Origin of the sequence: Rubellimicrobium arenae, from assembly GCF_017916275.1 — a bacterium.
In the GTDB taxonomy this organism is placed as follows: Bacteria; Pseudomonadota; Alphaproteobacteria; order Rhodobacterales; family Rhodobacteraceae; genus Rubellimicrobium; species Rubellimicrobium arenae.
On the sequence record NZ_JAFMST010000003.1, the window covers coordinates 21,538 to 48,454 of the forward strand.

Annotated in this window: 21 protein-coding genes; 9 read left to right on the forward strand and 12 right to left on the reverse strand. The window is 66.0% G+C overall.

Annotation, left to right across the window (positions count from 1 at the left end; translation table 11 throughout):
* Positions 1–125 precede the first annotated feature (125 nt).
* The 4 genes from J3P31_RS04935 to J3P31_RS04950 all read right to left on the reverse strand — a co-directional run bounded on the left by J3P31_RS04935 (position 126) and on the right by J3P31_RS04950 (position 6,558).
* A complete protein-coding gene (locus J3P31_RS04935) occupies positions 126–1,625 on the reverse strand; it encodes a sugar ABC transporter ATP-binding protein (RefSeq protein ID WP_210527308.1) in 1,500 nt (499 codons plus the stop codon).
* A 53-nt stretch (positions 1,626–1,678) separates the two neighbouring features.
* Entirely contained in the window at positions 1,679–2,656 is a 978-nt protein-coding gene (locus tag J3P31_RS04940; RefSeq protein ID WP_210527309.1) for a sugar ABC transporter substrate-binding protein, read from the reverse strand.
* A gap of 31 nt (positions 2,657–2,687) precedes the next feature.
* Positions 2,688–3,713, reverse strand: coding sequence for an ABC transporter permease (locus J3P31_RS04945; protein WP_210527310.1), 1,026 nt, complete (start codon positions 3,711–3,713; stop codon positions 2,688–2,690).
* Positions 3,714–5,193: 1,480 nt separating this feature from the next.
* Positions 5,194–6,558, reverse strand: coding sequence for an IS5 family transposase (locus J3P31_RS04950; RefSeq protein ID WP_210527311.1), 1,365 nt, complete (start codon positions 6,556–6,558; stop codon positions 5,194–5,196).
* A 126-nt stretch (positions 6,559–6,684) separates the two neighbouring features.
* Here J3P31_RS04950 and J3P31_RS04955 point away from each other — a divergent pair, with 126 nt between their 5' ends.
* The 5 genes from J3P31_RS04955 to opgC (J3P31_RS21585) all read left to right on the forward strand — a co-directional run bounded on the left by J3P31_RS04955 (position 6,685) and on the right by opgC (J3P31_RS21585) (position 11,330).
* Positions 6,685–8,184 carry a UbiA family prenyltransferase gene (locus J3P31_RS04955; RefSeq protein ID WP_210527312.1) on the forward strand — a complete coding sequence of 500 codons (1,500 nt, stop codon included), beginning with the start codon at positions 6,685–6,687 and terminating at the stop codon, positions 8,182–8,184.
* Positions 8,181–8,552 carry a DMT family transporter gene (locus tag J3P31_RS04960; protein WP_210527313.1) on the forward strand — a complete coding sequence of 124 codons (372 nt, stop codon included), beginning with the start codon at positions 8,181–8,183 and terminating at the stop codon, positions 8,550–8,552. The genes J3P31_RS04955 and J3P31_RS04960 overlap by 4 nt, the downstream gene beginning before the upstream one ends.
* A 75-nt stretch (positions 8,553–8,627) precedes the next feature.
* A complete protein-coding gene (locus tag J3P31_RS04965; RefSeq protein ID WP_210527314.1) occupies positions 8,628–9,860 on the forward strand; it encodes a hypothetical protein in 1,233 nt (410 codons plus the stop codon).
* A gap of 284 nt (positions 9,861–10,144) precedes the next feature.
* Positions 10,145–10,756: an OpgC domain-containing protein gene (gene opgC, locus J3P31_RS21580; RefSeq protein WP_210527315.1), complete on the forward strand. Its 612-nt coding sequence runs from the start codon at positions 10,145–10,147 to the stop codon at positions 10,754–10,756.
* Positions 10,757–10,802: 46 nt separating this feature from the next.
* The gene (gene opgC, locus J3P31_RS21585; RefSeq protein WP_368373029.1) at positions 10,803–11,330 is read left to right on the forward strand and encodes an OpgC domain-containing protein; all 528 of its coding nucleotides are present in this window, start codon (positions 10,803–10,805) and stop codon (positions 11,328–11,330) included.
* A 1,013-nt stretch (positions 11,331–12,343) separates the two neighbouring features.
* Here opgC (J3P31_RS21585) and J3P31_RS04980 read toward each other — a convergent pair.
* From J3P31_RS04980 to J3P31_RS05000, 5 genes are read right to left on the reverse strand one after another with little or no spacing between them, the layout of a single operon-like run.
* Positions 12,344–13,090: an ABC transporter ATP-binding protein gene (locus tag J3P31_RS04980; protein WP_210527316.1), complete on the reverse strand. Its 747-nt coding sequence runs from the start codon at positions 13,088–13,090 to the stop codon at positions 12,344–12,346.
* Entirely contained in the window at positions 13,087–13,935 is an 849-nt protein-coding gene (locus J3P31_RS04985) for an ABC transporter ATP-binding protein (protein WP_210527317.1), read from the reverse strand. The genes J3P31_RS04980 and J3P31_RS04985 overlap by 4 nt, the downstream gene beginning before the upstream one ends.
* Positions 13,936–13,945: 10 nt before the next feature.
* On the reverse strand, positions 13,946–14,869 hold the full coding sequence (nikC, locus tag J3P31_RS04990; protein ID WP_210527318.1) for a nickel transporter permease: 924 nt from the start codon (positions 14,867–14,869) through the stop codon (positions 13,946–13,948).
* Positions 14,866–15,921, reverse strand: a complete 1,056-nt coding sequence (locus J3P31_RS04995; protein ID WP_210527319.1) for an ABC transporter permease — start codon at positions 15,919–15,921, stop codon at positions 14,866–14,868. The genes nikC and J3P31_RS04995 overlap by 4 nt, the downstream gene beginning before the upstream one ends.
* Before the next feature lie 6 nt (positions 15,922–15,927).
* Complete coding sequence (locus J3P31_RS05000; RefSeq protein WP_210527320.1) at positions 15,928–17,523, reverse strand: ABC transporter substrate-binding protein; 1,596 nt, start codon at positions 17,521–17,523, stop codon at positions 15,928–15,930.
* Positions 17,524–17,626: 103 nt separating this feature from the next.
* On the opposite strand from J3P31_RS05000, the gene J3P31_RS05005 reads away from it, so the two are divergent.
* Genes J3P31_RS05005 through J3P31_RS05015 form a run of 3 tightly spaced genes read left to right on the forward strand, consistent with a single transcriptional unit; the run spans position 17,627 to position 20,386 of the window.
* Entirely contained in the window at positions 17,627–18,319 is a 693-nt protein-coding gene (locus tag J3P31_RS05005; protein WP_210527321.1) for a GntR family transcriptional regulator, read from the forward strand.
* 10 nt (positions 18,320–18,329) lie between these two features.
* On the forward strand, positions 18,330–19,250 hold the full coding sequence (locus J3P31_RS05010) for a dihydrodipicolinate synthase family protein (RefSeq protein WP_210527322.1): 921 nt from the start codon (positions 18,330–18,332) through the stop codon (positions 19,248–19,250).
* The gene (locus J3P31_RS05015) at positions 19,247–20,386 is read left to right on the forward strand and encodes a mandelate racemase/muconate lactonizing enzyme family protein (RefSeq protein WP_210527323.1); all 1,140 of its coding nucleotides are present in this window, start codon (positions 19,247–19,249) and stop codon (positions 20,384–20,386) included. The genes J3P31_RS05010 and J3P31_RS05015 overlap by 4 nt, the downstream gene beginning before the upstream one ends.
* Before the next feature lie 348 nt (positions 20,387–20,734).
* On the opposite strand, the gene J3P31_RS05020 is transcribed toward J3P31_RS05015, so the two are convergent.
* Positions 20,735–21,790, reverse strand: a complete 1,056-nt coding sequence (locus tag J3P31_RS05020) for a choice-of-anchor A family protein (RefSeq protein WP_210527324.1) — start codon at positions 21,788–21,790, stop codon at positions 20,735–20,737.
* 966 nt (positions 21,791–22,756) lie between these two features.
* The gene (locus J3P31_RS05025; protein ID WP_210527325.1) at positions 22,757–23,662 is read right to left on the reverse strand and encodes a LysR family transcriptional regulator; all 906 of its coding nucleotides are present in this window, start codon (positions 23,660–23,662) and stop codon (positions 22,757–22,759) included.
* A 109-nt stretch (positions 23,663–23,771) separates the two neighbouring features.
* Here J3P31_RS05025 and J3P31_RS05030 point away from each other — a divergent pair, with 109 nt between their 5' ends.
* Positions 23,772–24,770: an aldo/keto reductase gene (locus J3P31_RS05030; protein ID WP_210527326.1), complete on the forward strand. Its 999-nt coding sequence runs from the start codon at positions 23,772–23,774 to the stop codon at positions 24,768–24,770.
* A 41-nt stretch (positions 24,771–24,811) separates the two neighbouring features.
* Here the strand turns inward: J3P31_RS05030 and J3P31_RS05035 are convergent, their stop codons facing one another.
* A complete protein-coding gene (locus J3P31_RS05035; protein WP_210527327.1) occupies positions 24,812–26,893 on the reverse strand; it encodes a TonB-dependent receptor domain-containing protein in 2,082 nt (693 codons plus the stop codon).
* Positions 26,894–26,917: the final 24 nt, after the last annotated feature.

The window sequence follows — 26,917 nt, forward strand, 5'->3', positions numbered from 1 at the left end:
AAGGTGAGAGCCACGCACAACACGGTGAGCATGTCCCGCTTGGCCCTACGGGCTTGTGTCCATCGAAGATGGCCAGCCGCATCGATCCGGGATGGGGCTGGCCTTCCGTTGTCCGGCACGACGCCCTACGCGTGGCGCGTAAAGGCGTGTCGCAGGATCGTCTCCTCGCTCATCTCGTCGCGATCCAGGATCGCCACCTGCTCGCCGGCCGACATGACAAGGCATCGGTCGGCGATGGCCAGGATCTCGGTCAGTTCGGATGAGGCCACGATCAGCGAGAGGCCCTCTCGGGCAAGCTGGTGGATGATGTCGTAGATGTCCGCCTTGGCGCCGACATCGACGCCATGGGTCGGCTCGTCGAGCAGGAGCAGCCTCGGCTTGGCCTCCATCGCCCGCGCGAAGATGGCCTTCTGCTGGTTGCCCCCCGAAAGCGTGGTGATCGCCTGCTGAGCGGAATGCATCCGGATGCCTAGATCTGAAGAAAGGCGGTCCGTCTCCTCGCGCTCCTGACCCGCACGCACGAAGCCCATCGGCGAAAGCCGCGCCAGGGATGATGCGCTGATGTTGCGGCGAACCGAGTGGGTCGGGAAGATGCCTCGGGTCTTGCGGCCTTCCGGGACCAGCGTGATGCCCGCCGCCACGGCCGCCGCGACCGATCCCAGAACGATGGGGGTTCCGTCGATCTCGACCGAGCCGCCCTTGTGGGGCCTAAAGCCGTAAAGGGTCTCCAGGAACTCGGTCCGGCCCGAGCCGAGGAGACCGAAGAGACCCACGACCTCGCCAGGGGCGACATCGAGGCTGATCGGAGCCAGATGCGTTCCATCCGTGAGGCCCTGGATGCGAGCGCGTGGCTGTGCCCCGGCGCCCGGTCGTCCGCCGCCGCGATAGGCGAACAGGGCCTCCCGCCCGACCATGTGCCGGATCAGTTCGTCCCGCGAGGTCTCCCGGGCCGATTGATCGCTCACGAGACGGCCGTCGCGCAGGACGACGATGCGGTCGCAGTTCGCCAGCGCTTCTTCGATGCGGTGCGTGATGAAGATGACGGAGGTCCCCGCGCGCGCGAGGTCGCGCACCAGCGCGAAGAGGCGTCCCGCCTCGGCCGGGGTGAGGGAGGAGGTGGGCTCGTCGAGGATGAGGAGGCGCGGCCGGGTGACCATGGCCTTGGCGATCTCGACGAGTTGCTGCTCCCCGGCTCGAAGATGACTGACCGCGAGGCCGGGGTCCACGTCGCCCAGGCCAACGGCCTCGAGGAGGGTGCGGGCGCGGCTCCGCATGGCCTTGCGGTCCACGAAGCCCGAGCGCCGGGACAGGTAGTTCCCCAGGAACAGGTTCTCGGCAACGCTGAGCGAAGGCGCCAGCGAAAGCTCCTGATGAACGAAGCGGATCCCGGAGGCGATGCCCTGGGCGACACTCCCCGGAGCGAAGGCCGCCCCGTCGAGCTCCATCCGGCCGCCGTCGGGCCGGTGGCGGCCCGAAACGACGTTCATGAGGGTCGATTTCCCGGCCCCGTTCTCGCCCAGCAGGCCGACGACCTGACCGGGCTCGATGACGAGGTCGATGCCCGTCAGAACCTGAACGGGTCCGAAGGACTTGCTGATGCCGGACAGCGCGATGAGTGGGGTCATGGGTGGGATGGCCCGGCCTGTGCCCTCGAGGGCCTAGGCCGGGCGCTGCGTCCTCAGTTCGTGGAGGTGAGGAGGTTGCCCTCGACGGGGCGGACCTTCTCGGACGGAGCTTCGCCGGTCACGAGATAATTGTAGAGCGTCACGGTCCCGTCGAAGGCCTGCGTGAAGGGCGCCTGGTCGAGGAGGCCCACCATCTCGCCGGATTCCAGGTAGGCCATGTTGTCAGGGGTGTGGTCGAAGCCCACCACGCCGACCTTGCCGGTCAGTCCGAGGTCCTGCACCGCGCGCGCTGCGCCGAAGGGTCCGCCTGCGGTCACGTAGACCATCTTCAGGTCCGGGTTGGCGGTCATCATGTCCTGCACCTGGGAATAGGCCAGCTCGGCCTTGTCCTGGTTCTCGAAGGGGCCGACGATCTCGATGTTCGGGCAGGCCTCGGCCAGGTATTCGGTCGCGCCGGTCATCCGGTCGTTGTGCTGAACCGCGCCGAAATAGCCGGTGATGACGCCCAGCTTGCCCTCGCAGCCCATCCTCTCGCCGATGAACTCGCCGATCTGGCGGCCAGCGGCCTTGGCGTTCTGGCCGATGAACTGGATCCGGTCGGATTCGACGTTGCCTTCGGCGATGATGTTGAGGACGGGGACGCCCGCCGCGACCGCTTCGTTGATCGCGCGCTCGGTGCCGTCGAAGATCGGGACCGTGACGATCCCGTTGTAGCCCTGGGCCACCGCGCTCTCGATGCCGGCCACGACGGCTTCCGGCGTCAGCGCGTCGCCGAGGTCGATGTAGTCGACCGTCACGTCGCGACCGCCAAGGTAGTCCTTGGCGGCGTTCGCGCCTTCGGTCACCGGGATCCAGAAGGGGTTGTTCTGGAAGGCCATGAAGGCGATGCGAAGGGGGCCCTTGGTGTTCTCCACCGCCTGCACGGTCGCACCTTCGGGCAGGTCCTGCGCAAAGGCCGCCGGAGCCGCGGCCCCGAGCGCGGCCAGCACCGCCAGCCCCGAGGCCACGTTGCGCCGAGTCCAGTTCATCATGGTCGTTCTCCTCCCTGATTGGAGGCGAGGTTCAATCCTCGCGTCCGCGTCTGACGCCGTCGATGCCGACGGCGAGAATTATGACGAGCCCCTTGGTCACCACCTGCCAGTGGGAGGAAACACCCAGAAGCACGAAGGCATTCCCGAGGAGCGCCATGAGAAGCGCCCCAAGCAGGACGCCGGGGATCGAGCCGCGCCCGCCCGAGAGGGCTGTGCCCCCCAGGATCACGGCGGCGATCACGTCAAGCTCGTAGCCGCGCCCCAGGTCCGGCCCGGCGCTGCCCAGCGTTCCCGCCAGGATCAGGCCGCCAAGGCCGGCGACGACCCCGGACAGGACGAACACGAGAAGCCGCGTCCCGTCCACGTCGATGCCGGCCAAGCGGGCCGCGGTCGGGTTGTCTCCGGTGGCGAAGATGTTCCGGCCCCAACGGGTGCGCGTGGCGAAAACGAAGAACACCACCGCCAGGAGCAACATCAGGATCAGCTGCACCGGAACCGATCCGACGCGCGCTGCCCCGAACCACGACGCCCATCCGGTGAAGCTGATGGGGATGCCACCCGTGATGAGGAGCGCGATGCCCCGTGCGACCGAAAGGGTGCCCAGGGTGACGATGAACGGATTGATGTGGAGCCGGGTGTAAAGGAGTCCGTTGACGAGCCCTACGGCCAAGCCGGTCCCTATGGCCGCGCCGATGCCGAAGGCTTGCAGGCCGGTGGCTTGGGCGGTGGCTGCCGCGGCCACCGCCGAAAGGCCGATCACCGACCCCACCGACAGGTCGATTCCGCGCGCGATGATGACCAATGCCTGCCCGAGCGCGACGATCGCCACCACCGAGGCCTGGCGTCCGACGTTCAGGAGGTTGCGGCTCGTCAGGAAGTTCTCGTTGGCGAAGGTCATGAACACGACCACCACAAGCAGGAGCAGCGCGACCGAGGTCTCGCGCTGGCCTGCGAGGCGACGCAGGGCTGATGATCCCGCGGAGGTGGCCGAGGGTCGAGTCCCTGGGGTCGGCTTAGCGTGCGGCATCTGCATGGGCAGTTCGTTCCTCAAGTCCATTCATGAAGATCCCCAGCTCGCCCTGTGGTGCCCGCACGTGGTGCCTACCCTCGCGACAGGCTGTCGGCTGTTCCGCCAGGATCATGGCGCCGCCGCCAAGGCCGCTTGTCCGGCCCCTTCGATCCGGAGCCGAACCCCTCTCGTATGTCATGCCTGTCCCCCCCTCCCGTTCGTGAACGGCCGCTAGTTCCGTTCTGCCGAAGGCCGCGGTACTTGGCCGTCCATGCCTCCGTCGATGATCCTTGGCCGTGCGCGGCGACGGGGGACCCTTGCGAACAGGACCGTGCGATCCTGCAGCCACGTCCCGCAGCCGACCGTCGAGATGCCTCCTCACCTCCGATGAGGTTTTCTGATGAGTTATTGGCGTTGTCAATCAATTCATGAGGGGCCACCGTGACATCATCCCTTAAGGACAGCAATGGGAGCGGACCGCCAATCTGGTCGCCGACTGCAGGATGTGTGGACATCAAGGGTTGCGCGGTCGTGATATGCCAGGCCCTGATCCGCCAGAACGCAGGCAATCAAAAAACATCATGTCGCATCACATAGGGCGCTCTTGTCGCTGGTGGCCGGGCGGCTTGGCCCGCCGTCTTGGCCTGGGCGGTCGCCTCCAACGAAGACCGGGCTTGTGGGCGCGGCGCTTGAGCCGTTCGTGCTTGCGGCCCCGACAGGACCGTAGCCCTGACGTTCCTGAGGACGTTGACAATGCGGCAGGGGTGACCTGGAGAATCCGTGATCGACCACCGCTCCTGCGGCGCGGCCCTGACCGACCTCGGTGTCCACAGGAAAAGCAGATCACCGAGCGATGGGCCAGCAACCGAGCCGGAACTCGTGCCAGCGGCTCCGACGGCAGCAGCCGATCATGCTCGGGCTCTGGCGAAGGTGACGTCTGCGGACGTCCGCCGCCAGAGGATCGCCACCACGATGCCGAGCTGGTCCCCGACCAAACGGGATGCCGATAGAAAGGTCTGAACCGCCACCCTCGCCAGTTGGCGGAAGCCAGGCCCGGCTCGGGATCGGGTTGCGCCAGCGAAACCAGGACGAGGCCGCCTTGGTCCGACGGGACCCTGCCGACCACTCAACGTGGGCGCAGGCGAGATCCATGGTGCTCCGGCCTGCCTCGCGGACCCCGAGATGGGTGCGGGACAAGCCAAGAGGTCCGGCTCCCTCGCATCCGGTGTCCGACCTCGTCAGCTTCACGGAACGCTTTCCAAGGCTCGCTTGACCGAACGGCCGGGCGATGATCCCCAAACGACCGACAGGCGGCTGTTCGTGACCGGCTGCTTGCCCGCGCGACCTTGGAGCCGGCAGCCCTGGGCCGCTGCCCCGATCCGGGAGGCGCACGGCAGGTGGCGTCATGACGATACCACCAGGTCGCCACGCAAAAACCGCACTTCCTAAAGATCAGCCTTATTGCTCGTCCGTCCCGGCGGCAACCGCCTCATTATGACGGTTGTTTCTTAATTTGGAGATAATTAGTTCACCCTGAATAACCCGATTGGGCGATGGCGTAGCCGTATGGGCGATCCTGCACGGCCCGGATGAGGGCGAGGATCGCGGCCATGATCTGGGCAAGCCAAGCCCGGAGGTGGGCGAGGATCTTGCGGAGGTTGTGGCCGCAGCCGCAGAGGACGGCGAAGAGGGCATCGCCGAGGGTGCCCTTTAGGCCGCAGCGGGCAAGGCGGCCGTCGGTCTTCATGTGGCCGATCTCCGGCTCGATGCTGCTGCGGCGCCGGAGCGCCTTCGCCAAGGTTGGCGTCAGGCCGCCCCGCGATCCGCTGATCAGGACCTGCGTGCCCTCAACGCTGTGGCCGCGGTATCCGCGGTCGACGACGGCTAGGCGCGGTCTTTGGTCGGTGAGGATCTCGACCTGCTCCAGCGCCTCGGTCAGGGTGTGGCCGTCATAGAGGTTGCCCGGCAGCGACCGCATGCCGACCACGAAGCCCTCGGCCAACGTGGTGGCCACGCTGACCTTGCAGCCGAACTCGTACCGCACCCGGGCCTTGCCTTTGGAGATGCAGTCCACCTCCGGCTCGTGCAGGGCGTAGATCTTGCCGGTGCTCTTCGCGCCCTGGTTCAGCAGCCTCGAGACGAGGACCAGCTTGTCGAGCACCCGCTCCCGCAACGGCCCTGCGGGGATCTCATCGAGTTGGCGGCGCAGGTCCCGCAGGACACGCCCGGTGTAGCCCTTGAGTTTGCGCAGAGCCTTGCGCATGCGCTTGAACTGCTTCGCGTGGGCGTAACGGCCGATTTGCACGGCCAACCGCGGGGCCAGGCGCGCATAGCTCTGCCGCAGCTCGATCCTTGCCTCCCGCGCGAGATCGACCAGCTGCGCCCGGGCCCGCTCCAGCAGCCGGGAGTCCGTGGGGTGGGCAATGGCCTTCTCCATCACCGTGGTGTCGACCGCGACCTGTTCCAGGCTCCGCTCCGCCACCGCGCCCGAGGCGCGGCCGGCCTCGATGGTCTTCGTCAGCAGCCACTCGACACCCTCTTCGCCGATGCGCTTGCGCCAGCGGGTGAGCGAGGTGGGATCGATGGGCGGGTGGTGCTGAAAGAACACCTCCCCGGTGAAGTGCTGATAGTACGGGTTCTCCACCCATCGTGCGACCACGGCCTCGTCCGAGAGCCGGAAGGCGTGCTGGAGGTAGAGCAGGCCCGCCACCAGCCGCGGCGAGGTCGCCGGCCGGCCGGTGGTGGACGGGAAGAACCCCGCCCACTCCCGCTCGAAGAACTCCCAGTCGATGAGGGCTGCGAGCTTCACCAGCTCATGGCGCATGTCGATCAGGTCGACGAGCCGCGGACGGAGAAGATCATCCTGCTCGGGAGGACACGGGCGGTGCTTCATGCGGCAGACCGAAATTGCAGGGTTCTGGCCGGAATCCTATGGAATCCTGCAAGCCAAATCGACCGAAACCTCAGCTTTCCACCACTCTACCAAAGGCTTCGTCGTTGTTCAGGTCGAACTAATTAGGTGCTCGACGACTCGGCGTCGCAACGACACGCCATCGAACAAGAAGACAAAAATAACACAGTTCTGACGCACGGCCCCAAGCAGCACCCGATCATCGTCGACCTGGATGGCACCCTCATCAAAGGCGACCTGCTGGTTGAGAGCCTCTGCCAGTTGGGCTCCCGGTCTCTGCCTCGGGCACTGAGGCTCCTCATGGCACATGCGAAAAGGCCCGAGAGACTCAAGGACGAGGTCAGCAAGCACGTCACGATCGACGCGGCAACGCTTCCGTACAATGAAAAGCTGGTGACATGGCTAGGTGAGCGCGCCGTGGACGGGCATCCCCTTTATCTTGCGACTGCCTCCCACCGTTCCATTGCCGAGCCGGTCGCAGATCACCTGGGATTGTTCCAGGGCGTCATGGCGAGCGATGCGCAACGCAACCTCAAGGGCGCAACGAAGCTGAAGGCGATCGAAGGAGAGATCGGCCAGCAGTCCTTTGCCTATATCGGCGACGACAGGAGTGACCTGGCCATCTGGTCGGCAGCCTCCGAGATCGGAACGGTCAACCTTCGACCCTCGGTCATTTCGGCCGTCAATGAACTCAGGAAGCCGCGCCAGACCTTCGATTTCACGCAGGACAGCTACCGGAACCTGCTCGCCGCGATGCGGCCGCACCAGTGGGTGAAGAACCTGCTCGTCTTCCTCCCGGTCCTCGCGGCACACAGCTGGGGGAATATGGGGCTATTGGCGCTCTCGCTGCTGTCCTTCGTCTGCTTCTCCATGTCCGCCTCTGGCATCTATCTGGTCAACGACCTGGCCGATATCGAGGATGACCGGCATCATCCCAAGAAGCAGCACCGCCCGATTGCGGCAGGGCTCATTCGCCCTCAGACCGCCCTCGCTGCGACGGTCGTCCTGAATCTGGCATCCATCCTGATCGCCTTGGCCGTCGCACCCAGCTTGGCGCTTGTGGTCGCGATTTATATCGCTGCGACGTCGATCTATTCCTTCTACGTCAAGACCAAGCCTGGGATCGATATCCTTTGGCTGGCCAGCCTCTACGCTCTCAGGGTGGTCGGCGGCGCGGCGGCGACGGGAATCGAGATCTCGAGTTGGCTCCTGTCCTTCTGCGTGTTCTTCTTTCTATCGCTCGCCGCCGCAAAGCGATGCTCTGAACTCGTGATGTATGCCGAGAAAGGCCGCAGCGTGAGTGGCCGGAGAGGCTACCAGATCGGTGACCTTGAGGTGATGACGATGATCGGCGTCATCTCGGCCTATTCCGCCGTGATCGTGCTGATGATCTACACTCAGGATCCGCTGATCCGGCAGATGTACCCTCATCCGGACTTCCTGATGATTTCCGGGATCGTGCTCCTCTACTGGCTGAACCGGGTCTGGCTCAAGGTGAGGCGAGGCGAGATGCATCACGATCCCATCGTATTCGCCCTTCGGGATCGCAAGAGCCACTATGCCCTGGGCCTCATGTTCCTTGCCTTTGCCGCGTCCACAGCATCATGACACAGTTTGCAGGCTACTTCGCGGCGACGCTCAGCATAGTTCTAGGGGCGTTCGGGCAGCTCTTGCTCAAGATGGGTGCAACCCGCCTATCAGGTGCTGGGCAGAGCACTGGATTTATGGGGCAGGTCGGGAACCTGTTATGGAATTGGCCGCTCCTGCTCGGCTTCGGTCTCTACGCGGCGTCTGCCATAATCTGGGTCTATGTGCTGTCGCGCATCGAACTTTCCGTAGCTTACCCCATGGTAGGCTTGGGCTTCGCCGTGGTCCTCATGTTGAGTGTGACCGTTCTGGGCGAGACCGTGTCCTTGTCCCAATTGGCGGGCTGCGCGCTTATTGTTCTTGGCATTTTGTTTGTCACCAAAGGATAGAACGGGTTTCCGATCATGACAGTTTACAGCGCGGGGAATCCCGTTCGCGTGCAACGTAGCCCCCGAGTTTTCCAGATGCGGGAACTGGCTTTCGATGGGGCGGCAATCCTGGGGCTGGCTGCCATTGCTGTTGCGGCGACCTATGTCATTCATGGGGCGGGCGGCGGCCTGATCCCAAGGCACAACGTCTATTATGGTTCGGACACCGATCGTGTGCTGACCAATCTCTTCGACCCGAACTCGAGGTTCGATCGCCTGTCGGTGCACCCCCTGTTCGGCGCATTGGGTGTCCTGGTTCGTGCTGTTGCCGGACGCGATACGAGCTTGGACGTCGCCGTCCTGGCGTATTATAGCCTGATCGCAGTCACCATTGCTTCGCTGACCTATATCGCAACCCGAGTATGGGGCGGTGGAAGGTTGGCAGCGACGGCGGCCACAGTGCTGACGCTCGGATCGGGCAGTTTCGTTTTCTGGATCGCGGTGCCCGAGACGCATGTTCTCGGCGGAGCTTCGGTGCTCCTCCTGACCATCCTGCTCCGCGCTCTGCCCGATGATCCGGCATGGCGGCGCCTGGCCGTCGCCGGTGCCTTTGTGGTTGCCATCTCGATGGTGCTGACGAACGTGCTGTCCTGGGGTCTTGGAATGCTTGCGCTCGCGGGCTGGAGCGTCAGATCGCGGCCGATCCGGCATCTGGTGACCGTCGGTCCTCAACTGGCGAGCGATACGCTCGCTGGAATCGGTCTGCTGGCCTTGGCTTGGCTTGTTCAATATTACGCATTGCGCAACGATTCGATCCCTCAGCTGTTGCAGATCCTTTCTGAAACCAGATACGTCGGCGCCTTTCCGGCCCCGATCCTGGGTGGAGCCTACGCGGTATCCCCGCTCTCGCCCGAAAGCCCAGTCGCCATCGCGGCTGGCCTGGGAATGTTGGCGGTGCTCGGTTTCTGCCTGAGATCGCTGGGTCCCGTGCCTCTTGCGCTTGCTCTCTTCCCGCTGGCAGGTTTCATCCTGCATACGTTCTATGATCGCCGTCATGCATTTCTGTTTGCGCCCAACTACGTGCCGATTGCTGCGACATTCATCGCCTTAGGCCTTTCGCAGATGAGAGCGCGCTGGCCGCTTCTTGTCATGGCCGCCGTCGGAGTTCTTCTGGGAGCCGCCAACCTCCATGACTACTCGAAGGTCCGCTCCGATATTGCTGTCCAAAGCGATCCCGCGGCTGCTTACGAAATATTCCGGCGTCCGCACCCGATCCCGGAGAAACTCGATCCCATGCCAGCGGATCCGCCACTTGGCCCTGAGGCCTAGAGTGGTTCAGCTGGCGAACATATCCAAAGTTCTCATGTCATAAATCCAAGGGCCAGCCCGCCGCACGACATCAGTTGGCGGGCAAGATCCAGACATTACGGCAGCAGGTTTCAACGAAACCTGCTGCACTCAGTGAGCATTTCCGTCCAGCAGATCTTGGAGGTCCATGGAGACAGGAAATGCACCAAAGCGGTGGCGGCCTTGCGGTTTTGTCAACTGCCTTGATTGTTTCTGCGAAAATCGACCAAGCCTGACCGGCGTATACATGGAGTTCCAATAAGCTGATGCGCTTTCACTCCCTAGATGGGCTGCGTGGAATCTTTCTGATTCTGATGATGCACTCGCACATGCAGGCAGTGGTTAATTCTTGGCTCGGCAAAATAAGCCACCACGATATTAGCTTGGCTGATGCTTCAAACGGATTCGTCTTTCTGTCGGGCTTGATGGCCGGGTTCATTTACACTGGCCGGATGATCCGGGTAGGTACTGACGGGATGACGCGCATCGTCCTCACCCGTGTCAGGACTCTGTATCTTTATCACGCAACTCTGATCTTTGTTCTCCTTCTGATGTCAGGGATAGCGCTTGGGCTGAGTTTGGAGGTCCGCCAGCTTCATCCATTCATGAGCGATCCATTGCGGAGCAAGTTGGTTGCGCTAAGCCTTTCAGCCGATCTGAGCTATATGGACATCCTTCCGATGTACATGATGTTCCTTGCGGGGACGCCACTCGTGTTACGGCTGTTCCGTCGCGGCTACGTGGTTCAGGTCATGGTAGCAAGCATACTGCTATGGCTGCTGGCTCAGACGGGTCTCTCTGAGTTCCTGACCAGTCGAGCAGAGCGCTTCCTTGGGCTCAAAAAAGTGAGGTGGTCTTTGGCATCTACTTCGACCTGATGGGCTGGCAACTGCTGTTTTCTGTTGGCCTCTTGATCGGATACTTATAGCGACTGGTAGGAATCCGGTCCGATCCGTTGCAAGATCGGGTTGGGAAATCATCGTCTACCTGGCTATGGCTCTCTTTATCTTTTTGGCCCCGGTGTTTCTGCGTGTCATTGATATCATTTATGGTGGAGATCTCCATGGCTCGCGATTTGGTCTGATGAGCAAAAATGATGTCGGTCCGATCTATCTTGCGTCCTTCCTGGTGGATGCCTTTCTCCTGACTTGGTTGCTGGTCGCTGGCCCGTCGTCTAAAAGTGGAGTCCTGCGAATTGTTTCGCATGGCTTTGCGGCAGTAGTCACTTGGAAACCTTTCGTTTTCTTGGGACAGCATTCGCTGCAGGTCTTCTCGGTTCACATATTTTACATCTATATCGTGGCGCTGATGATCGGGAAAGGTAACGTCAGTGAAGGATACTTGGCGGCGTTTCTGCTCAGTAGTCCGGTGCCAATGTTCTTGGGGGCTTGGCTGGACGGCAGGTGGAAGAACCGCAATCTTGGCTCGGCTTCGAGTGGGTTGAGAACTTAGTTCGCCTCCGGGCCTGTCGCTCGGTGGTCGTGGCGAAGCTGGAGGGAGTGCGCCGTCGGACGATATGGCCCGATGTGGTCGATGGAAGTCGCGCAGTAGGCGGGAGGATGGGGGCACGGAAGTGCGCCCCTCGTCGTGCACTTGGAATAGGCAGGCGGCATCTGGATCGGCTCTGACCGATCAGACGCCGACGGGAGAAAGGTCGACCTGACTTCCAGTCGCGGCGCGCGGGCGCCGAGTCGGTTTGATGAGGAAGGGCCAACGTGGTGCGTGGGCCAAGGCTCGGGACCGTGCGTGGGTCGGTCCCGGTCCAGCGCGCGCCTGCGCAGCGCAAGGACTTGAGGCCGGAGGGTCGACGCGCAGATGCGCCGGGGCGGTCGGCCACTCTGCGCAGGAAGGCCGGTCGACATGTTCGCTGCCGACTACGTTAAGGCTCCCGCGACTGGAACCAGTGTCGCGCGCCCACCTCGCTTCTCAAGCTGCGCATCCGGGGGCTCAGCTTGGGCGAGGCACGGGCCGGGCATCACCTTGATGCCCGGTCGCCCAAGGCGGGGCGGGCTTTGAGACAGGGGGCCGATCGCTCGGCTTTTGCTTGGGCGAGCGGACTTGCCTGACGTTGGGCCCAAGCCTGAGTGCGCCCGCTCTCAGCGCCGGCAGGTCCTGAAGCGGGCGCGGTCCGAAGTCAGGTCGAGTTGTGCGAGGACGTCAGCATGACGCGCCGGCGTCGAATCCATCAAGCGCACGGAGCGATGCGCTGCAATAAGGACCACAGGCGCACCAGGCGCTTGGCCCCAGGACTCACGGGTCAGCCCGGCAGGCCCAAGGTATCCTTCACGCTGTAGTCCCATGAGGTGGCCTCGAGAGTCCGGAGTGCTTAACCGGCCCGGAATGCCTGCCACCGCAAGGCGGTTCGCAAGTCGTCGGGTGATCGCGACCTTGCCGGTCTCAGCGCCAAGCTCACTCACGCAGGTCCTGCCGGACCAGATCCCAGGAGGGATGGCCAGCGATGGCCTTCAGCCCACCAGCAGGGCCGTCTCCCGGAGCTCCTTCGTGTAGGGGTGGGCGACGCGGCCGGCGATCAGCGCCTCGCGCGTGAGTTCTTCGATAATCTGGCCGTCGCGCATGACGCCGATGCGGTCGCACATGTGACCCACCACACCCATGTCATGCGTGACCATCAGGTAGGTCAGCCCGCGTTCGGAACGCAGATCCTGAAGAAGGTTCAACACCTCCGCCTGCACGCTGACATCCAGCGCCGATGTCGGCTCGTCGAGGAGCAGGATGGGGGAGTCGAGGGCAAGGGCCCGGGCGATGGAAACGCGCTGCCGCTGGCCTCCCGAGATCTGGTGGGGATAGCGCCAGCGGAAGCGCGGCGGAAGACAGACCTGCGCGAGCAGCCGCTCGACTGTCGCCCCCGGATCGGGGAGCCCATGGATCTCGAGCGGCTCCGCTATGGTGGAGCCTACGGTGTGCCGGGGGTGGATGGCTCCGTAGGGGTCCTGGAACACGATCTGGATCTTGCGGCGGTCAACGGTTGTCCGTCGCATGGGATCGACGGAGGTCCCATCCAGCCGGACGGACCCCGTCCAGTCGGTGTGCCGTCCCGCGATGGCGTTCAGCACCGACGACTTGCCCGACCCGCTCTCGCCCACGAGGCCGTAGGTCTCGCCCCGGGCGACGCGGAAGCTGACCCCGCGCACGGCATGGAATCGTTGGGCGCCGCGCCCGTAGAAGACGTTGAGGTTCTCCACGTCGATCATGGGGCGACCTCCTCGGTCCAAGTTGGATCCCGCCGGAGCACGGCGAGCCGGTCGACCGGGCGGTCGAGCCGGGGCAGGGCCGCGAGAAGGCCCTGGGTGTAGGGATGCTCGGCCTCGTGGAGGCGTGCTGCGGGGAGAGTTTCCACGATCCGCCCAGCGTACATGATGATGACCCGGTCGCAGAAGCGCCGCACCAGATTGAGGTCGTGCGAGATGAAGAGCAGCCCGGTCGCCGTCTCGGACCGCAACTCGTCCAGGAGCCGCAGGACCTGGGCGCGCACGCTGACATCGAGGGCCGACGTCGGCTCGTCCGCGATGATGAGGGATGGCCGGGCGACCACCATCATCGCGATCATGATGCGCTGGCCCATCCCGCCCGACACCTCGTGCGGGTAAAGGGGATAGACGCGTTCGGGGTCGCGGATATGCACCTTCTCGAGCAGCTCCATGGCCCGCAGGCGCGCGTCCTGGCGCCCGAGCTTCAGGTGGATGCGGCAGGTCTCGGCGATCTGGTCGCCCACGCACATCACCGGGTTCAACGAGAACTTCGGGTCCTGGAGGATCATCGCGATCCGGTGCCCCCGGAGGTGACGCATCTCGGCCTCGGGCAGATCCAGGATTTCCCGGCCGTCGAAGCGCAGGCGGTCCGCCCGCGGGATCGCCGCCTTGGGCAGGAGCCGCATGATCGACCGGCCGGTCAGGGACTTGCCCGAGCCGCTTTCGCCGATCAGCCCCACCTTCTCGTTCCCGATGTCGAAGGACACGCCGCGGACCGCGTGCGTGACGCGGCCCAGGCCCGGGAAGGTGACATTGAGGTTCCGGACCGACAGGATGGGTTCGTTCATGATGTCACTCTCAGCCGTTGCGGGGATCGAGCACGTCGCGCAGCCCGTCGCCCAGCAGGTTGAAGGCCATCGAGACGGTGAGGATGGCGAGCCCCGGGAAGGTCGTGAGCCACCAGGCGTCGATCAGGTATTCGCGCCCCGACGCCGCCATGGCGCCCCATTCCGCGATCGGCGGCTGGGCGCCGAGGCCAAGGAAGCCAAGCCCTGCTGCCGTCAGGATGACGCTCGCCATGTTCAGCGTGAGCCGCACGATGATCGAGGGCAGGCAGATCGGCAGGATGTGCCGGCGGATGATCCGTCCCATCGACGCTCCCTGGAGGCGGGCCGCGGCCACATAGTCGGAGTTGCGCACCGTCAGGGTCTCGGCCCGGGCGAGCCGCGCCACGGGGGGCCAGATGGTCAGCGCGATGGCAAGGACCGCATTGCCGATGCCCGGCCCCAGCGAGGCCGAGAACGCCAGCGCCAGAACGAGGCTGGGAAAGGCGAGCAGGATGTCGGTCACGCGCATCAGGATCACGTCGACCCAGCCCCCCGCGTAGCCCGCGACCGCCCCGATCAGGAAGCCGATCGGGCCGACGATCACCGTGACCAGGATGGTGATGTAGAGCGTGGTCCGGGCGCCGTAGACGAGACGCGACCAGACATCGCGGCCAAGCTCGTCCGTGCCCATCCAGTGCTCGGCCGAGGGCCGGAGCAGCGTCAGGGTCAGATCCTGGCGATAGGGGTCATGCGTGGCGAGCCACGGCGCGAACAGGGCCGCGAGGATCAGCGCCGCCACGATCAGCAGCCCCAGGACCGCGACGGGACTGGACGTGAGCGATCGGAAGCCCCGGTACCATTGCTGCGCCCGCGCCTGGCGGCCGGAGGTGACTTCTTCGTCGACCAGCCAGGCGTGGAGGCGATGGCGGCGGGATGGAACGGCCATGTCGGTCATCGCGTCCTCGGATCCAGCATGCGGTAGACGATGTCGCACAGAAGGTTCACCCCGATGGAGATCAGGCCGATCAGGAGAACCGCCCCGAGCACGGCATTCATGTCGGCAAAGAACAGGGCGGTCGTGAGATACTGGCCCAAGCCCGGCCAGCCGAAGACCGTCTCGACCAGCACCGTGCCGTCCAGCAGGCCGCAATAGGCCAAGGCGATCACGGTGAGAAGCTGGACGCGCATGTTGCCGAAGGCGTGCTTCCAGATCACGGCGTGGCGGCTCGCGCCCTTGGCCTGCGCGGTCAGGATGTACTCCTGATGGAGCTGCTCCAGCATGAAGCTGCGGCTCATCCGGCTGATATAGGCGGTCGTCGCATAGCCGAGGATGAGCGCCGGCATCAGCATGTGCATGAGCGCGCTGCGCATCACCTCCCACTCTCCGGCGAGGATGGCGTCGAGGACGAGAAAGCCCGTCGGCCCTTCGACGATCCCCTCGTAGTAGAGCTCGACCCGTCCGCCCGCCGGAACCCAGTCGAGGCGGGCGTAGAAGATGAGGATCGCCATCATCCCGAACCAGAACACCGGCGTCGAGTAGCCCAGGAGCCCGACCACGCGGGCGATGTGGTCGATCCAGCGTCCGCGATGCACGGCGGCCAGGACGCCCAGCGGAACCCCCAGGAGCGTGCCGATGATCAGCGCGGCCGTGGCGAGCTCCAGGGTGGCCGGAAAGACCCGGGCAAGGTCGAGCGCGACCGGGTTCTTGGTGATGTGCGAGACGCCGAAGTCCAAGCGCAGGACGTCGCCCAGGTAGCGCGCGAACTGCACGGGCAACGGCTGGTCGAGACCGAGCTCCTCGTAGACGCGGTCGTAGGCCGCCTGATCGGCCTGGTCGCCGACGATGGCCAGAACCGGGTCGGCCGGGACCATCCGCCCGACCACGAAGGTGATGACCAGAAGGCCGAGGAGCGTGGTCGAGATCACCGCCAGGGACGTGCCCAGCTTCCGGAGGACTGGAAGCCAGGCACGCCGGACGGGACCGGCACGGGAAAGGGTGGCGGTCATGCGGGATTACTCGGCCTTGGTCACGTCGTGCCAGCTCGTGATCCAGGTCGTGTGGCCCTGGTAGCCGTCCACGGCGCCACGAAGGGCCCGGGCGTCCAAACGCTGGAACGAGGTGATGAGCGGCGACGAGCTTTCGAGGTACATCCGGTTGATCGTTGTGTAGAGCTCGGTCCGCCGGGCGGGGTCGGTCTCGTGCGCGGCCTGGGTCACCAGATCCTGAAGCTCGGCCGGAACGTCCCAGGCTGCGCGCCAGGCCATCAGGCCGGCAAGGTTCGCCTCGCGGCTGTTGTCCGGGTTCTGGGCATAGGACTGGAGCACAGCGTGCGGGTCCGGCAGGCGCTCGCCGGTCCGGGCCGAGAAGACCTCGTAGTTCCGTTCGCGGAAGTCGCCGATGTGATCGCCGGCCTGGAGGTCGAGGGTGATGCCCGCATCGGCCGCGTTGGCCTGGATGGACTGCGCGATCTCGTACTCCGGCGTCACCGGCGTGGCGTAGTAGGTCAGGGTGAAGCCGTCCGGGTAGCCCGCCTCGGCGATCAGTTCCTTGGCTCGCGCGGGATCGAAGCTGTAGGGGTTCTCCTCCAGCGCCCCGGGCATCCCGGCCGGCACGATGGTCTGCTGCATCCGGCCGTAGTAGCGCATCACCGAGTTCGCCAGGCCGTCGTAATCGATGAGGTAGCGGAAGGCTTCGCGCACCTTGGGGTTGGCCAGGATCTCGTTCTCCTGGTTCAGCGCGATGTAGTAGAAGCCGACCCCGGGCGTGGTCTGGATCTCGATCTCGGGGTTGCCGGACAGGGCGTCGAGATCGGAGGAGGACAGGCGCGTCGCGATGTCGATGTCGCCGGCCTCGAGCTGCAGCCGCTGCGCGGTGCTTTCGGGCATGTGGCGGAGAAGGACCCGGGTCATCGCCGGCGCGCCGCCCCAGTAATCCTCGAAGGCTTCCGCGATCAGCAGGTCGTTCGCGCGCCAGGTGCGCAGCGTGTAGGGGCCCGATCCGGCGTCCGCCGTCTGCAGGAACGCGCGACCGGAATCGCCGTCCTGGATGTTCTCCTCGACCAGCGCGCTGTCGACCACCGAGGTCGAGAACGACGCCAACGAATACAGGACGAGGTCGCTGTTCCAGACCTCGGGCAATTCCACCACGAGCGTATGGTCGTCCGTGGCGCGGATCATCTGGTCGACGTTCTCGGCCGTCAGCCCCCACTGCGTGAGGTCGCGCGCCGGAGCGAGGCCCAGCTTCACGAGACGGCGCAGGCTGTACTCGGCGTCGCGCGCGGTGAGCGGGTTGCCCGAATGGAAGACCACGTCGTCGCGCAGCGTGAAGGTGAAGCTCTTGCCGTCCTCCGACACCGTCCAGGACGTCGCCAGCATCGGCTCGACCCTGGTGATGTCGTCGGCCGGGAGGGTGACGAGCCTGTCATAAAGGTTGGCGACGATCTCGGCCGCCTCGAACTGGTTCAGCTCCTGCGGATCGAGGCCCCGCATGGAGGACATGTCCATGCCGATGACGAGCTGATCCGAGGGAGTCTTGGCCAAGGCGGGCAGGGCCTGAGCGGCCATGAGGGCGGCCATTGCCGCCCCGATCAGCGTCGTCGTTCGAATCATGGTATCCTCCCGGTTTTCCTCGCCGACCGTCCAGAAGGACTCGACGCTCCCTGAAACTTGATATATCAGATTTCAAAACGCCGCAACAGCCGAGGTCGATGGGATGGAAGAGGCAACTGGCCAAGAGCCGCGATCGTCCCTCGCGATCGCTCCGGAGGCGCGGCAGTCGCTGCGCGGGCATGTTCATCAGCAGCTCCGGATGGCGATCATCTCGGGGCGGCTCCCGTCGGGACAGCGCCTGAACGAACGGCTGCTGGCCGAGGAGATGGAGATCTCGACGACGCCCCTGAAGGAGGCGCTGCGCCAGCTCGAGGCGGAGGGCCTCGTGGAAGTGCTGCCACGGCGCGGCGTCGTGGTCCGCTTCGACGCGAGCTTTGCCGAAGAGATGATCCTGGCCCGTGCCGCCCTCGAGAGCCCGATCGCGGCCCTCGCCGCGGAGCGGGTGGACGACGATGGCCGCGCGCGCCTCGGGGCGACGGTCCAGCTGATGCGCGAGGCGACCGAGGCCGCGGACATCGCGCGCCTGATCCTTCTCAACGAAACCTTCCACGGCGCGATCCACGCCGCGTCGGGCAGCCGCCACCTGACGCGCATGGTGGCGCAGCAGCAGTTCTACGACGGCAGCGCCCGACGGGTCATCCACCGGGATGCCGGCGAGAGCCGCCTCGCCTTCGAGGAACACAAGGGCATCGCCGAAGCCATCATCGCGGGACAGCCGCAGGAGGCCAGCGCTCGGATGAGCGCCCATGTCCTCCGGTCGGGCCGTCTCTACCTCACAGCAGTTTTTGGCAGATAAGGACACAACCTTGCCCAGCATCAGCCCCCAGGTCACCGCCGCCCTCAGCCAGATCTCCGGCGTCCCCATCACCGTCTACGACTCGGAGGGGGCCGTGGATGCCGCGCGCTCGGCCGGGATCGCGGCCCGCATCGCGTCCGCCGGGGTGCGCAACGTCATCGCGGCCGGAAACACGGGCGAGTTCTTTTCGTTGGCCTTCGACGAGGTCCGGCGGCTCCAGGCGGCCGTGATCGAGGGAGTGGGCGGCAGCGCCCTGGTGACGGCGGCGGTCGGGCGGTCGCTGACCGAGGCCAAGGCCCTGACCTCGGCGGCGACCGCCGACGGCGCGGGCGCGGTGATGGTGCACTGGCCCGCCGATCCCTTTGCCGGGCCTGCCCAGAAGATCGACTATTTCCTGCGGATCGCGGACCATGCGCAGATCCCGGTGGTGGCCTACCTGCGTTCGGACGAGGCCGCGGTCGCGGATCTGGTCCGGCTGGCAGGCCATCCCAACCTCGTCGCGATCAAGTACGCCACCACCAACATGATGCAGTTCGCCGAAGCGATCCGCGCCACGCGCCACTGCGACGCCATCTGGGTCTGCGGGCTGGCCGAGGGCTGGGCGCCGCCCTTCTATGCGCTGGGCGCCCGTGGCTTCACCTCCGGGCTCGTCAATGTGTTCCCCGAGATCTCGCTGGCCGTCTATGCGGCGCTCGAGGCAGGCGACTATCCCAAGGCGCGCGCGGAGATCGACCGCATCGTGGGCTTCGAGCAGATGCGGACCCTTTACAACAACGGCGCGAACGTCACCGTCGTGAAGGAAGCCCTGGCCCTCCTGGGCGAGGCGACGGGTCCGGTCCGCCTGCCCGGGGTGCCGCGCCTGACCACCGACGAACGGGCGCGGCTGGCGCAGATCGTGGGGAACGTCTCGGCCAAGGCGCTCGCCTCATGAGGATCACCGGCCTTCGGACCTTCATGACGAGGGTCGACGAGCGGCCCCGGCTCCTGGTCGCCATCGACACGGACGCAGGCATCACCGGATGGGGCGAGGCCTACAACCACGGTCCGGACCGGGCCTTGGCCCCGCTGCTCGACTGGCTGTTCCTCCAGATCCAGGGGGAGGATCCGCGGCGCGTGACCTTCCTGAACCAGAAGCTGATCCAGCAGTCCCGTTTCCCGCCCGGGGCTCTGGGTCTGGCCGCCATCGCGGCGATCGACCACGCGCTTTGGGATGTCGCGGGCCAGGCGGCACAGCTGCCCGTGTACATGCTCCTGGGCGGCAACGTCCGCGACCGCGTGCAGGTCTACTGCGGCGTCTACAGCGCGCCCGACGTGGACGCCGCCGTGGCCGAGATCATGCGGCATCACGCGGAGGGCGGATACACCGCCTTCAAGCTCTCGCCCTATCGGTCCAGTCCGTTCCAGGGCCGCTGGGGCGAGCTTTGCGCGACGGCAGGCGCCTGGTTCGGCGAGATGCGGCGGCGCCTGCCGTCACATTTCGAACTGGCCTTCGACGCCCATGCCAAGATCACCGAGCCGATCCGGGCGTTGCAACTGGCCGAGGCCCTCGCCCCCCACGACCCGCTCTTCCTCGAGGAGCCCCTGCGCCCCGAGCACATCCCGGCCTGGGGCAGGCTGAAGTCGCGCATGTCGGTCCCGCTGGCCACCGGGGAGTCGCTCTACAACCGCTTCGAGTTCCTGGCGCTGCTGGCTGCGGGCGGGGCGGACATCATCCAGCCCGACATCGCGGTGGTGGGGGGGCTGACAGAGATGCGCCGGATCGCCGACATCGCGGATGCACACTTCGTCACCGTGATGCCCCACAATCCCATGGGTCCGCTGGCCACGGCGCATAACGTCCACTTCGCGGCCGCGCAGCCCAACTTCCGGATGCTCGAGTACAAGCCGCCCATCCACGCGCCCTGGGTGCGGGATCCCTACAGGCCGGTCGGTGGGTTCCTGGAACTGCGCCCGGACCGGCCCGGCTGGGGGGTGACGATCAACGAGGGGGCCCTCAAGGTCGATGACTACGTGCACTGGGAACGACGCATCGAGCTGAGGCCCGACGGGTCCACGGCCTATCCCTAGAGCAGGAAGGCTCGGTCTCGGCCGTGGCGGTCTGAAGATCTGTGGCGTCCCGAACTGCTGTGGGCCGGGTGGGTCGCAAGGTGGAGGTGCGCGTGGCCTCCTGACCGGCATCCCGGCAGGCCGGGAGCGGAATGAGCGACAAGGCCGACAACTGGTGTCGGCCTTGTCTGGGGCATCAACACGCCATGCACTCGTAACAGCATCACACGCGGGTCCGGTGGCAACCGGGTCGATGACGTCCGGGCCTTGCGGCCGCTTCACGCGGGTCGGCTCGCCTGGGCCTGCGGCTGGAGCTTCGCCCCCGCCCGCGGACCCCCGGCCTGGGCCGATGGCCCGGACGGAGGTGGTTCACATCCGGCTGACAGCGACCGGCCGTCGCTCGGCGCGATGGCTGCGGGCCACCAGGGTCAGGAGGGTGAGGGCTGCGGCAAGGAGCGGCAGGCCGGCAGGCAGCGGAACCGCGGCCGGCGGAGCCTCTCCGGCGAATGGCTGCAGATGCACCTGACCCCGGAGGGTCGCAGACTGCGCGAAGATGGAACCTTCGATCGCCGTGCTGTTGGTGAGGTGCGCCTTCGGAGCCAGGATCGAGCCGATGATCTTCCGTTGAAGATCCAGCCGGCTGGCTTCATAGAAATTCCAGATGATCCGCTGCCCGTCGCTGTCCTGGAGCCCCAGGATATTGTCCAGGATCGTGACATCGGTTCCCGCCACGTTGACGACCAGCGTATCCGCTGCGCCAAGCGCGATGCTGATCTGGCCCACGTTGCCGCCCAGGTCCGCGATGTCGAGATTGGCCACCGTGATCCCGCCACCCGTGGCGGAGATCGTCAGGGTGTTGCCGCCTCCGGTCACCTGGGCGGTCGTGGTCCCGCCCATGCCGCTCAGCTGCCGCGACGCGGCCTCCAGCACGCCCCCGACGTCGTCGGGAAAAAGCGCATCGAAGTCCGCCATGCCGGTCAGGTGCTGCTGCACCCGGATGCCGTCGAAATCCGCGCGTTCGCGGTTGTTGATCAGGGTGCTGGCCGAAAGGGACCCGCCGATCAGGACGTCGCCGTTCTGGACATTGCCGAACTGGAGCTCGGACGAGGTCACGTTGCCACGGACGGCCATTGCGGTGCCGCCATTGCCGACCCGGACCGCCCCACCGGTCATGTTGCCCTCCACGATCAGATCGGGATGGTGCGACGGCGGCAGGGGGCGATTGGCGAAATCGGCCTTGCCCTGCGTTACGTTCAGGTCGCCTCCGACATAGGCCCGCCCGTAGTTGTCCTGGTTCGTATCGAGATTGCCGGTCGTGATGATGCTGAATTGGTTGAGCAGCTCGGTCGCGCTCAATGTCCCGGCGAAACTTGGAAATGCAAAGCCGGTCGCCGCGGCGCCCGCGACGAAAAACAGGTGTTTCATTTGATCTCCGAAATGTGGCGCGGATTCTCGAACCCGACAGACATGCCATAACAGTGCTATTTCTGTGCCGCAAGATCGCCATATTAATGGCGCGTTTAGGTGAACAATAGATTGCAAGAGAGTGAATTGTTGCAGCCGGAGCGGATTTACGGGGGAATGAAGGCCTTATTGGGTCGTCAGCTACGTTGAACGAAATCGGGCTGGCATTCGCCAGGTTCTCAATTCGGCCTTAGTTGTGACTTAATTGGCGCTGGCTGTCCCGCTGGTTGTTGCGGGTCTGCTTTAGGTTGAAAATAAACGCGAAGGGTGATTCGCACTCGGGTGACGTTTCACCAACCGGATCGGTCTGGGTGGCCTGCCACGGCGAGCCTGCGGAGCAGTCCTGCAGAAGGACTGAGGTCATCCGATGTTTCGGGTTCGGCCCAGGGCGCCCCCTCCGGACCCGTGACGCCAGCGAGCCAAGCCATCGGGGATCGATCCGTCCTGCCATCGGGAGGCCGGCTTCGGCTCTGGCCAACGCCTGGTGGTCGCGCCGCATGAGGTCGGCGGCACCTTGCGCATATGCCAAGCGTCCCAGCTGGCCTGGGCCTCCCGCGTCGCGGCGACCCGGCCAGCATTCCTTTGCTTGGCTGGTCCCGAACGCGACGTCATCGGAGGGCAAGGACGAAGGGGTGTGACGCGGGCAGGGCCACCGCGGTGCCGGAAGCCCCGGCCTAGCCCATTTTTCGTGTTTGTGGCCGGATGTTGCTGGCCCAATTCGACCGTGACTGCAGGGTCAGTGAAGCTCTATCAGCCCGATCCCCGCAGGCTGGCCCTCGTGCGTCGCTCCTTGAGCGCCCGCCCAGCCGGCGAGGACTGGGGGCGATTCACCGATGTCAGGCCGGGGCATGGGACCGGAGATCAGGACAGGGCCGGGGTTCCGAATTCGCGCTGACGACGGCATCCGGTTCAGGGTTCGGCCGTGCGTCACCACCCTTCCTTGCGCCGCTTTACCTTCACGAAATCCACGAAAGCCCGCAGGGCCGAGGGGGGTTGTCGGCGGCTCGGGTAGTAGAGGAACGGTCCCGGAAAGGTCTCGCACCAGTCGTCGAGCACGCTGACAAGCCGCCCCGACGCGAGATGTTCGTCGACGTACCCGTCGAACGCTGCCACGAACCCGACCCCGTCCAGGGCCGCCTGCGTCAGAAGGGCGACGTTGGTGGAGACCAGCCGCGCTGGCGGTGAGATGCGTACCACCTTGCCCTCCCGCTCAAACTCCCACGCGGGTTCGGCGCCGCTCGCAAAGCGGATCTGGAGGCAGGGAAGGTTCAGGAGGTCCGCCGGATCCTGCGGCTCGCCAACGCGGTCGACCAGCGCCGGCGCGGCGGCCACGACATATCGCTGCGGCGGTCCGAGCGGCACCGCGACCATGTCCTGCGCCAGGTGCTCGCCCCACCGCACGCCGGCGTCGAAGCCTTTGGCGACGATGTCGATGAGCGAGGTCTCCGCCGCCACCTCGAGGCGCACGGCCGGGTGCAGCGCCAGGAAGTCCGCCACCATCGGCGCGAGCACGAGCTCGATGGCGGGCGTGGGTGCGTTGATCCGCAGGGCGCCTGCGGGCTCGGCCTGGGCGGAACGGGTGTCGTCCAGGGCGGCCGCGATCTCGCCCAGGGCTGGCTGCAGCCGCGCGAGGAGCGCCGCGCCGGCCTCGGTCAGGGCGACGCTGCGCGTGGTCCGGTGCAGCAGGCGCACGCCAAGCCGTGCCTCCAAGTCCCGCAGGCTGTCGCTGAGGGTGGACGCGGAAACCCCGCGGGCCGTCGCCGCGCCCCGAAAGCTTCCATGACGAACGATGGCGGCAAAGGCGTCCAGGGCGTCCAGGTGCAATCGTTCCATTGTTCGCTCTGCCGTACACCCCATTCTTCATTGCCCAGCTTATCCGAGGGCTGTTGTGCGCGTAAATCCATCCCAGCCCCGGCGCGAGGCCGGTCATGGGAGTTGAACGATGCAGATGCGCACACTTGGAACTACCGGCCCCCAGGTTTCGGCTCTTGGCCTCGGCTGCATGGGCATGTCGGACATGTATGGCCCGGCGGATCGCTCGGAGAGTCTGGCCACGATCCATGCGGCTCTCGAGGCGGGGATCACCCTGATCGACACGGGCGACTTCTACGGCATGGGCCACAACGAGATGCTGATCGGCGAGGCGCTGCGGGGTCGTCCCCGTGACGAGGTGGTCCTCAGCGTCAAGTTCGGCGCCCAGCGCGGGCCCGATGGCGGCTGGCTCGGCTACGACGCGCGGCCCTCGGCCGTGAAGACGGCGCTGGCCTACACGCTGCGGCGCCTGGGCGTGGATCACGTGGACATCTATCGCCCCTCCCGTCTCGATCCCAACGTGCCCATCGAGGACACGATCGGCGCCGTCGCCGAGATGGTGCAGGCCGGGTACGTGCGCCATGTCGGTCTTTCGGAGGTCGGGGCCGCGACGATCCGGCGAGCGGCGGACGTCCATCCGATCGCGGACCTGCAGATCGAGTATTCGCTGATCTCGCGTGGGATCGAGGACGAGATCCTGGATGTGACGCGGGAGCTGGGGATCGGCATCACCGCCTATGGCGTCCTGTCACGGGGCCTGATGAGCGGTCATGCGCCCCGGATCGCGACAAAGGGGGACTTCCGGGCCCACAGCCCGCGGTTCCAGGGCGAGAACCTCGAGGCGAACCTCGGCCTCGCGGAGCGGCTGGGCGAGGTTGCGCAAGCCTTTGGCCTCAGCCCCGCGCAGGCGGCGATCGCCTGGGCACTGGGCAAGGGGGAGGACATCGTGCCCCTGGTCGGGGCAAGGACCCGGGCGCGCCTGGGCGAGGCGCTGGGCGCACTCCAGGTCGATCCCGCCGCAGGGCTGGTCGCGGCGGTCGAGGCGGCCATCCCGAAGGACGCGGCACGCGGCGAACGCTACCCGGCGGCCCAGATGGCCATGCTCGACAGCGAACGGCGACGCATGTGACGGCACGGGGGCGTGGCCAGGGCCCGCCCCCTTGACCGGGCCTAGAACCGGGCGGTGGCACCCAGCCAGAGGCTCCGGCCTTCGCGGGTCGTGCCGAACTCCGTCTCCTCGATGGTTTCATCGAGGACGTTGTAAACGGCGGCGTTCAAGGTCACGGCCTCGCTGACGGCGTAGGTCGCGCCGAGGTCGACGGTGGTGTAGGCGCCGTACTTCCGTCCGACGATCCGGCCATCCGCATCGGTCACGGGGTCGCCGTTCTCGCCCACCCGCAGACCGGCATTGATCTCCTCGCCGTGATAGGAGGCCAAGCCCCAGAGATCGAGCCCCTCGACCGGCGTCCTGTAATCGAGCCGCAAGCTGGCCAGATGCTCCGGAGTCCGCGCGAGGGGAAAGCCCGCATAGTCGCCGTTGAGCTGCTCGCTGTTGGTGTAGGTGTAGGTCGCGCGCAGGCTCAGCCGGTCGGTGGCCTGCCAGTCGGCGGTCATCTCCGCGCCGCGGATGCGCGCCTCACCGATGTTGTAGTGGTAGAAGAGTGTGTAGCGCGGGTCGTCCGGGTACACGGCAAAGCTGCCGTCGGGGTTGTAGACGCGGGCGTTGGCGATCTTGTCCCGGATCTCGTTCTGGAACCAGGTCGCGCCAAGGGACAGCCGGCCCGTGCCATAAAGCACCCCCAGCTCGTAGTTGGTGGATGTCTCGGCGACGAGGTCCGGGTCGCCGACGATGACGCCGCAGGGCTGCGGGGCGGTCGGGTCGAGAACGCAACCCTGCCCGCCGGTCGTGTAAAGGTAGCCGGGCGCGATCTCGCGGATGTCGGGCGCCTTGAAGCCCGTCGAGACGCCGCCCTTGATCGTCAGGTTGGGCGTGGCGCTCCAGACCCCGTAAAGCCGTGGGGTCAGGTTGTCGTCGTACTCCTCGTGCCGGTTCAGCCGCACCCCGGCCGTGAGCGAGAAGCTCGGCGCGATCTGCCATTCGTCCTCGACGAAAAGCGCGTCCTGGCTGATCGAGAACTCCTGGTCGTCCTCGATCCCGGTCCCGGGATTCTGGTCGGTCAGGACGGAGTCGATGCGTTGCGCGCCGACCGTCATCCTATGCAGGCCGCCAAAGCCGAGGCTGCGCGTGGCCCTGACATCGAGGACGGTATTCTCGATCTCGGGCGAACGCAGGCTTTCGGTGTAGGCCAGGTCCGAGGACAGGCGGTCGAAGCTGGTGCGCTCGCCTCTCTCGCGCTGAAGATCGGCGTCGAAGGTCCAGCCGCCCAGGGTCCCGTCATAGCCCAGGGCGACGTGGTCGCGGTCGTTCTCGCGCCGGCTCAGGGCGTCGGGCGACTGGTCCTCGACCGAGGTGCGGCCGGCTTCGGCGTAGAGCGTATGGTCCGGCGCGGCGCGCCACGTGAGGCGGCCGGTGAGGTCGGCCTCGTCCGCCTCGTTCTCGGCGCCGGTGACCGAGCTGCCGTCGCGGTCCAGCCTGCGCCCCCAGACCTGGAGACCGAGGCGGTCGGCCAGGAGCGGACCGCCGGCATAGAAGCCCAACTGCTGCTCGTCGCCGAACTCGTCGGCCTCGGGCAGGTCGACCGAGGCCGACACCTCTCCACCCCAGGTTTCCGGCACCGGCTTGGTGATGATGTTGATGACGCCACCGATGGCATCCGAGCCATAGAGGGATGACATGGGCCCGCGCACGACCTCGATCCGCTCGATGGCCCCGGCGGGCGGGATGAAGCTTTGCTCGTAGCCCGAGGACCCGTTGGTCCTGCTCTCGCGCGTGCCTTGCCGGCGGCCATCGACCAGGATCAGCGTGTATTCGCCCGGCAGGCCACGGATGTAGATGTCGTCCTCGTTGGCGACGCCTGTCGTCACGACCCCCTGTACGCCACGAAGCGCATCCGTCAGGTCATTGAACTGCTCGTTGGCGATCGCCTCGTTCGGCACCACCGACACGCTGGCCGGCGCTTCGGCCACGTTCTGCTCGAAGCCCGAGGCGGTCACGACGATGGAGCCAAGGAAGGTCGGAGACTCTCCCGAGAGGTCCACCACAGGAACTTCCTGGGCCAAGGCGAGGCTGGGCGCCAGCAAGGCTGCCAGCGCGGCGGCGTGGTGGAAGCAGGGCAAGCCGGATCGTGTCATCGTTCGTGCCTTTCGGTGTCGCGC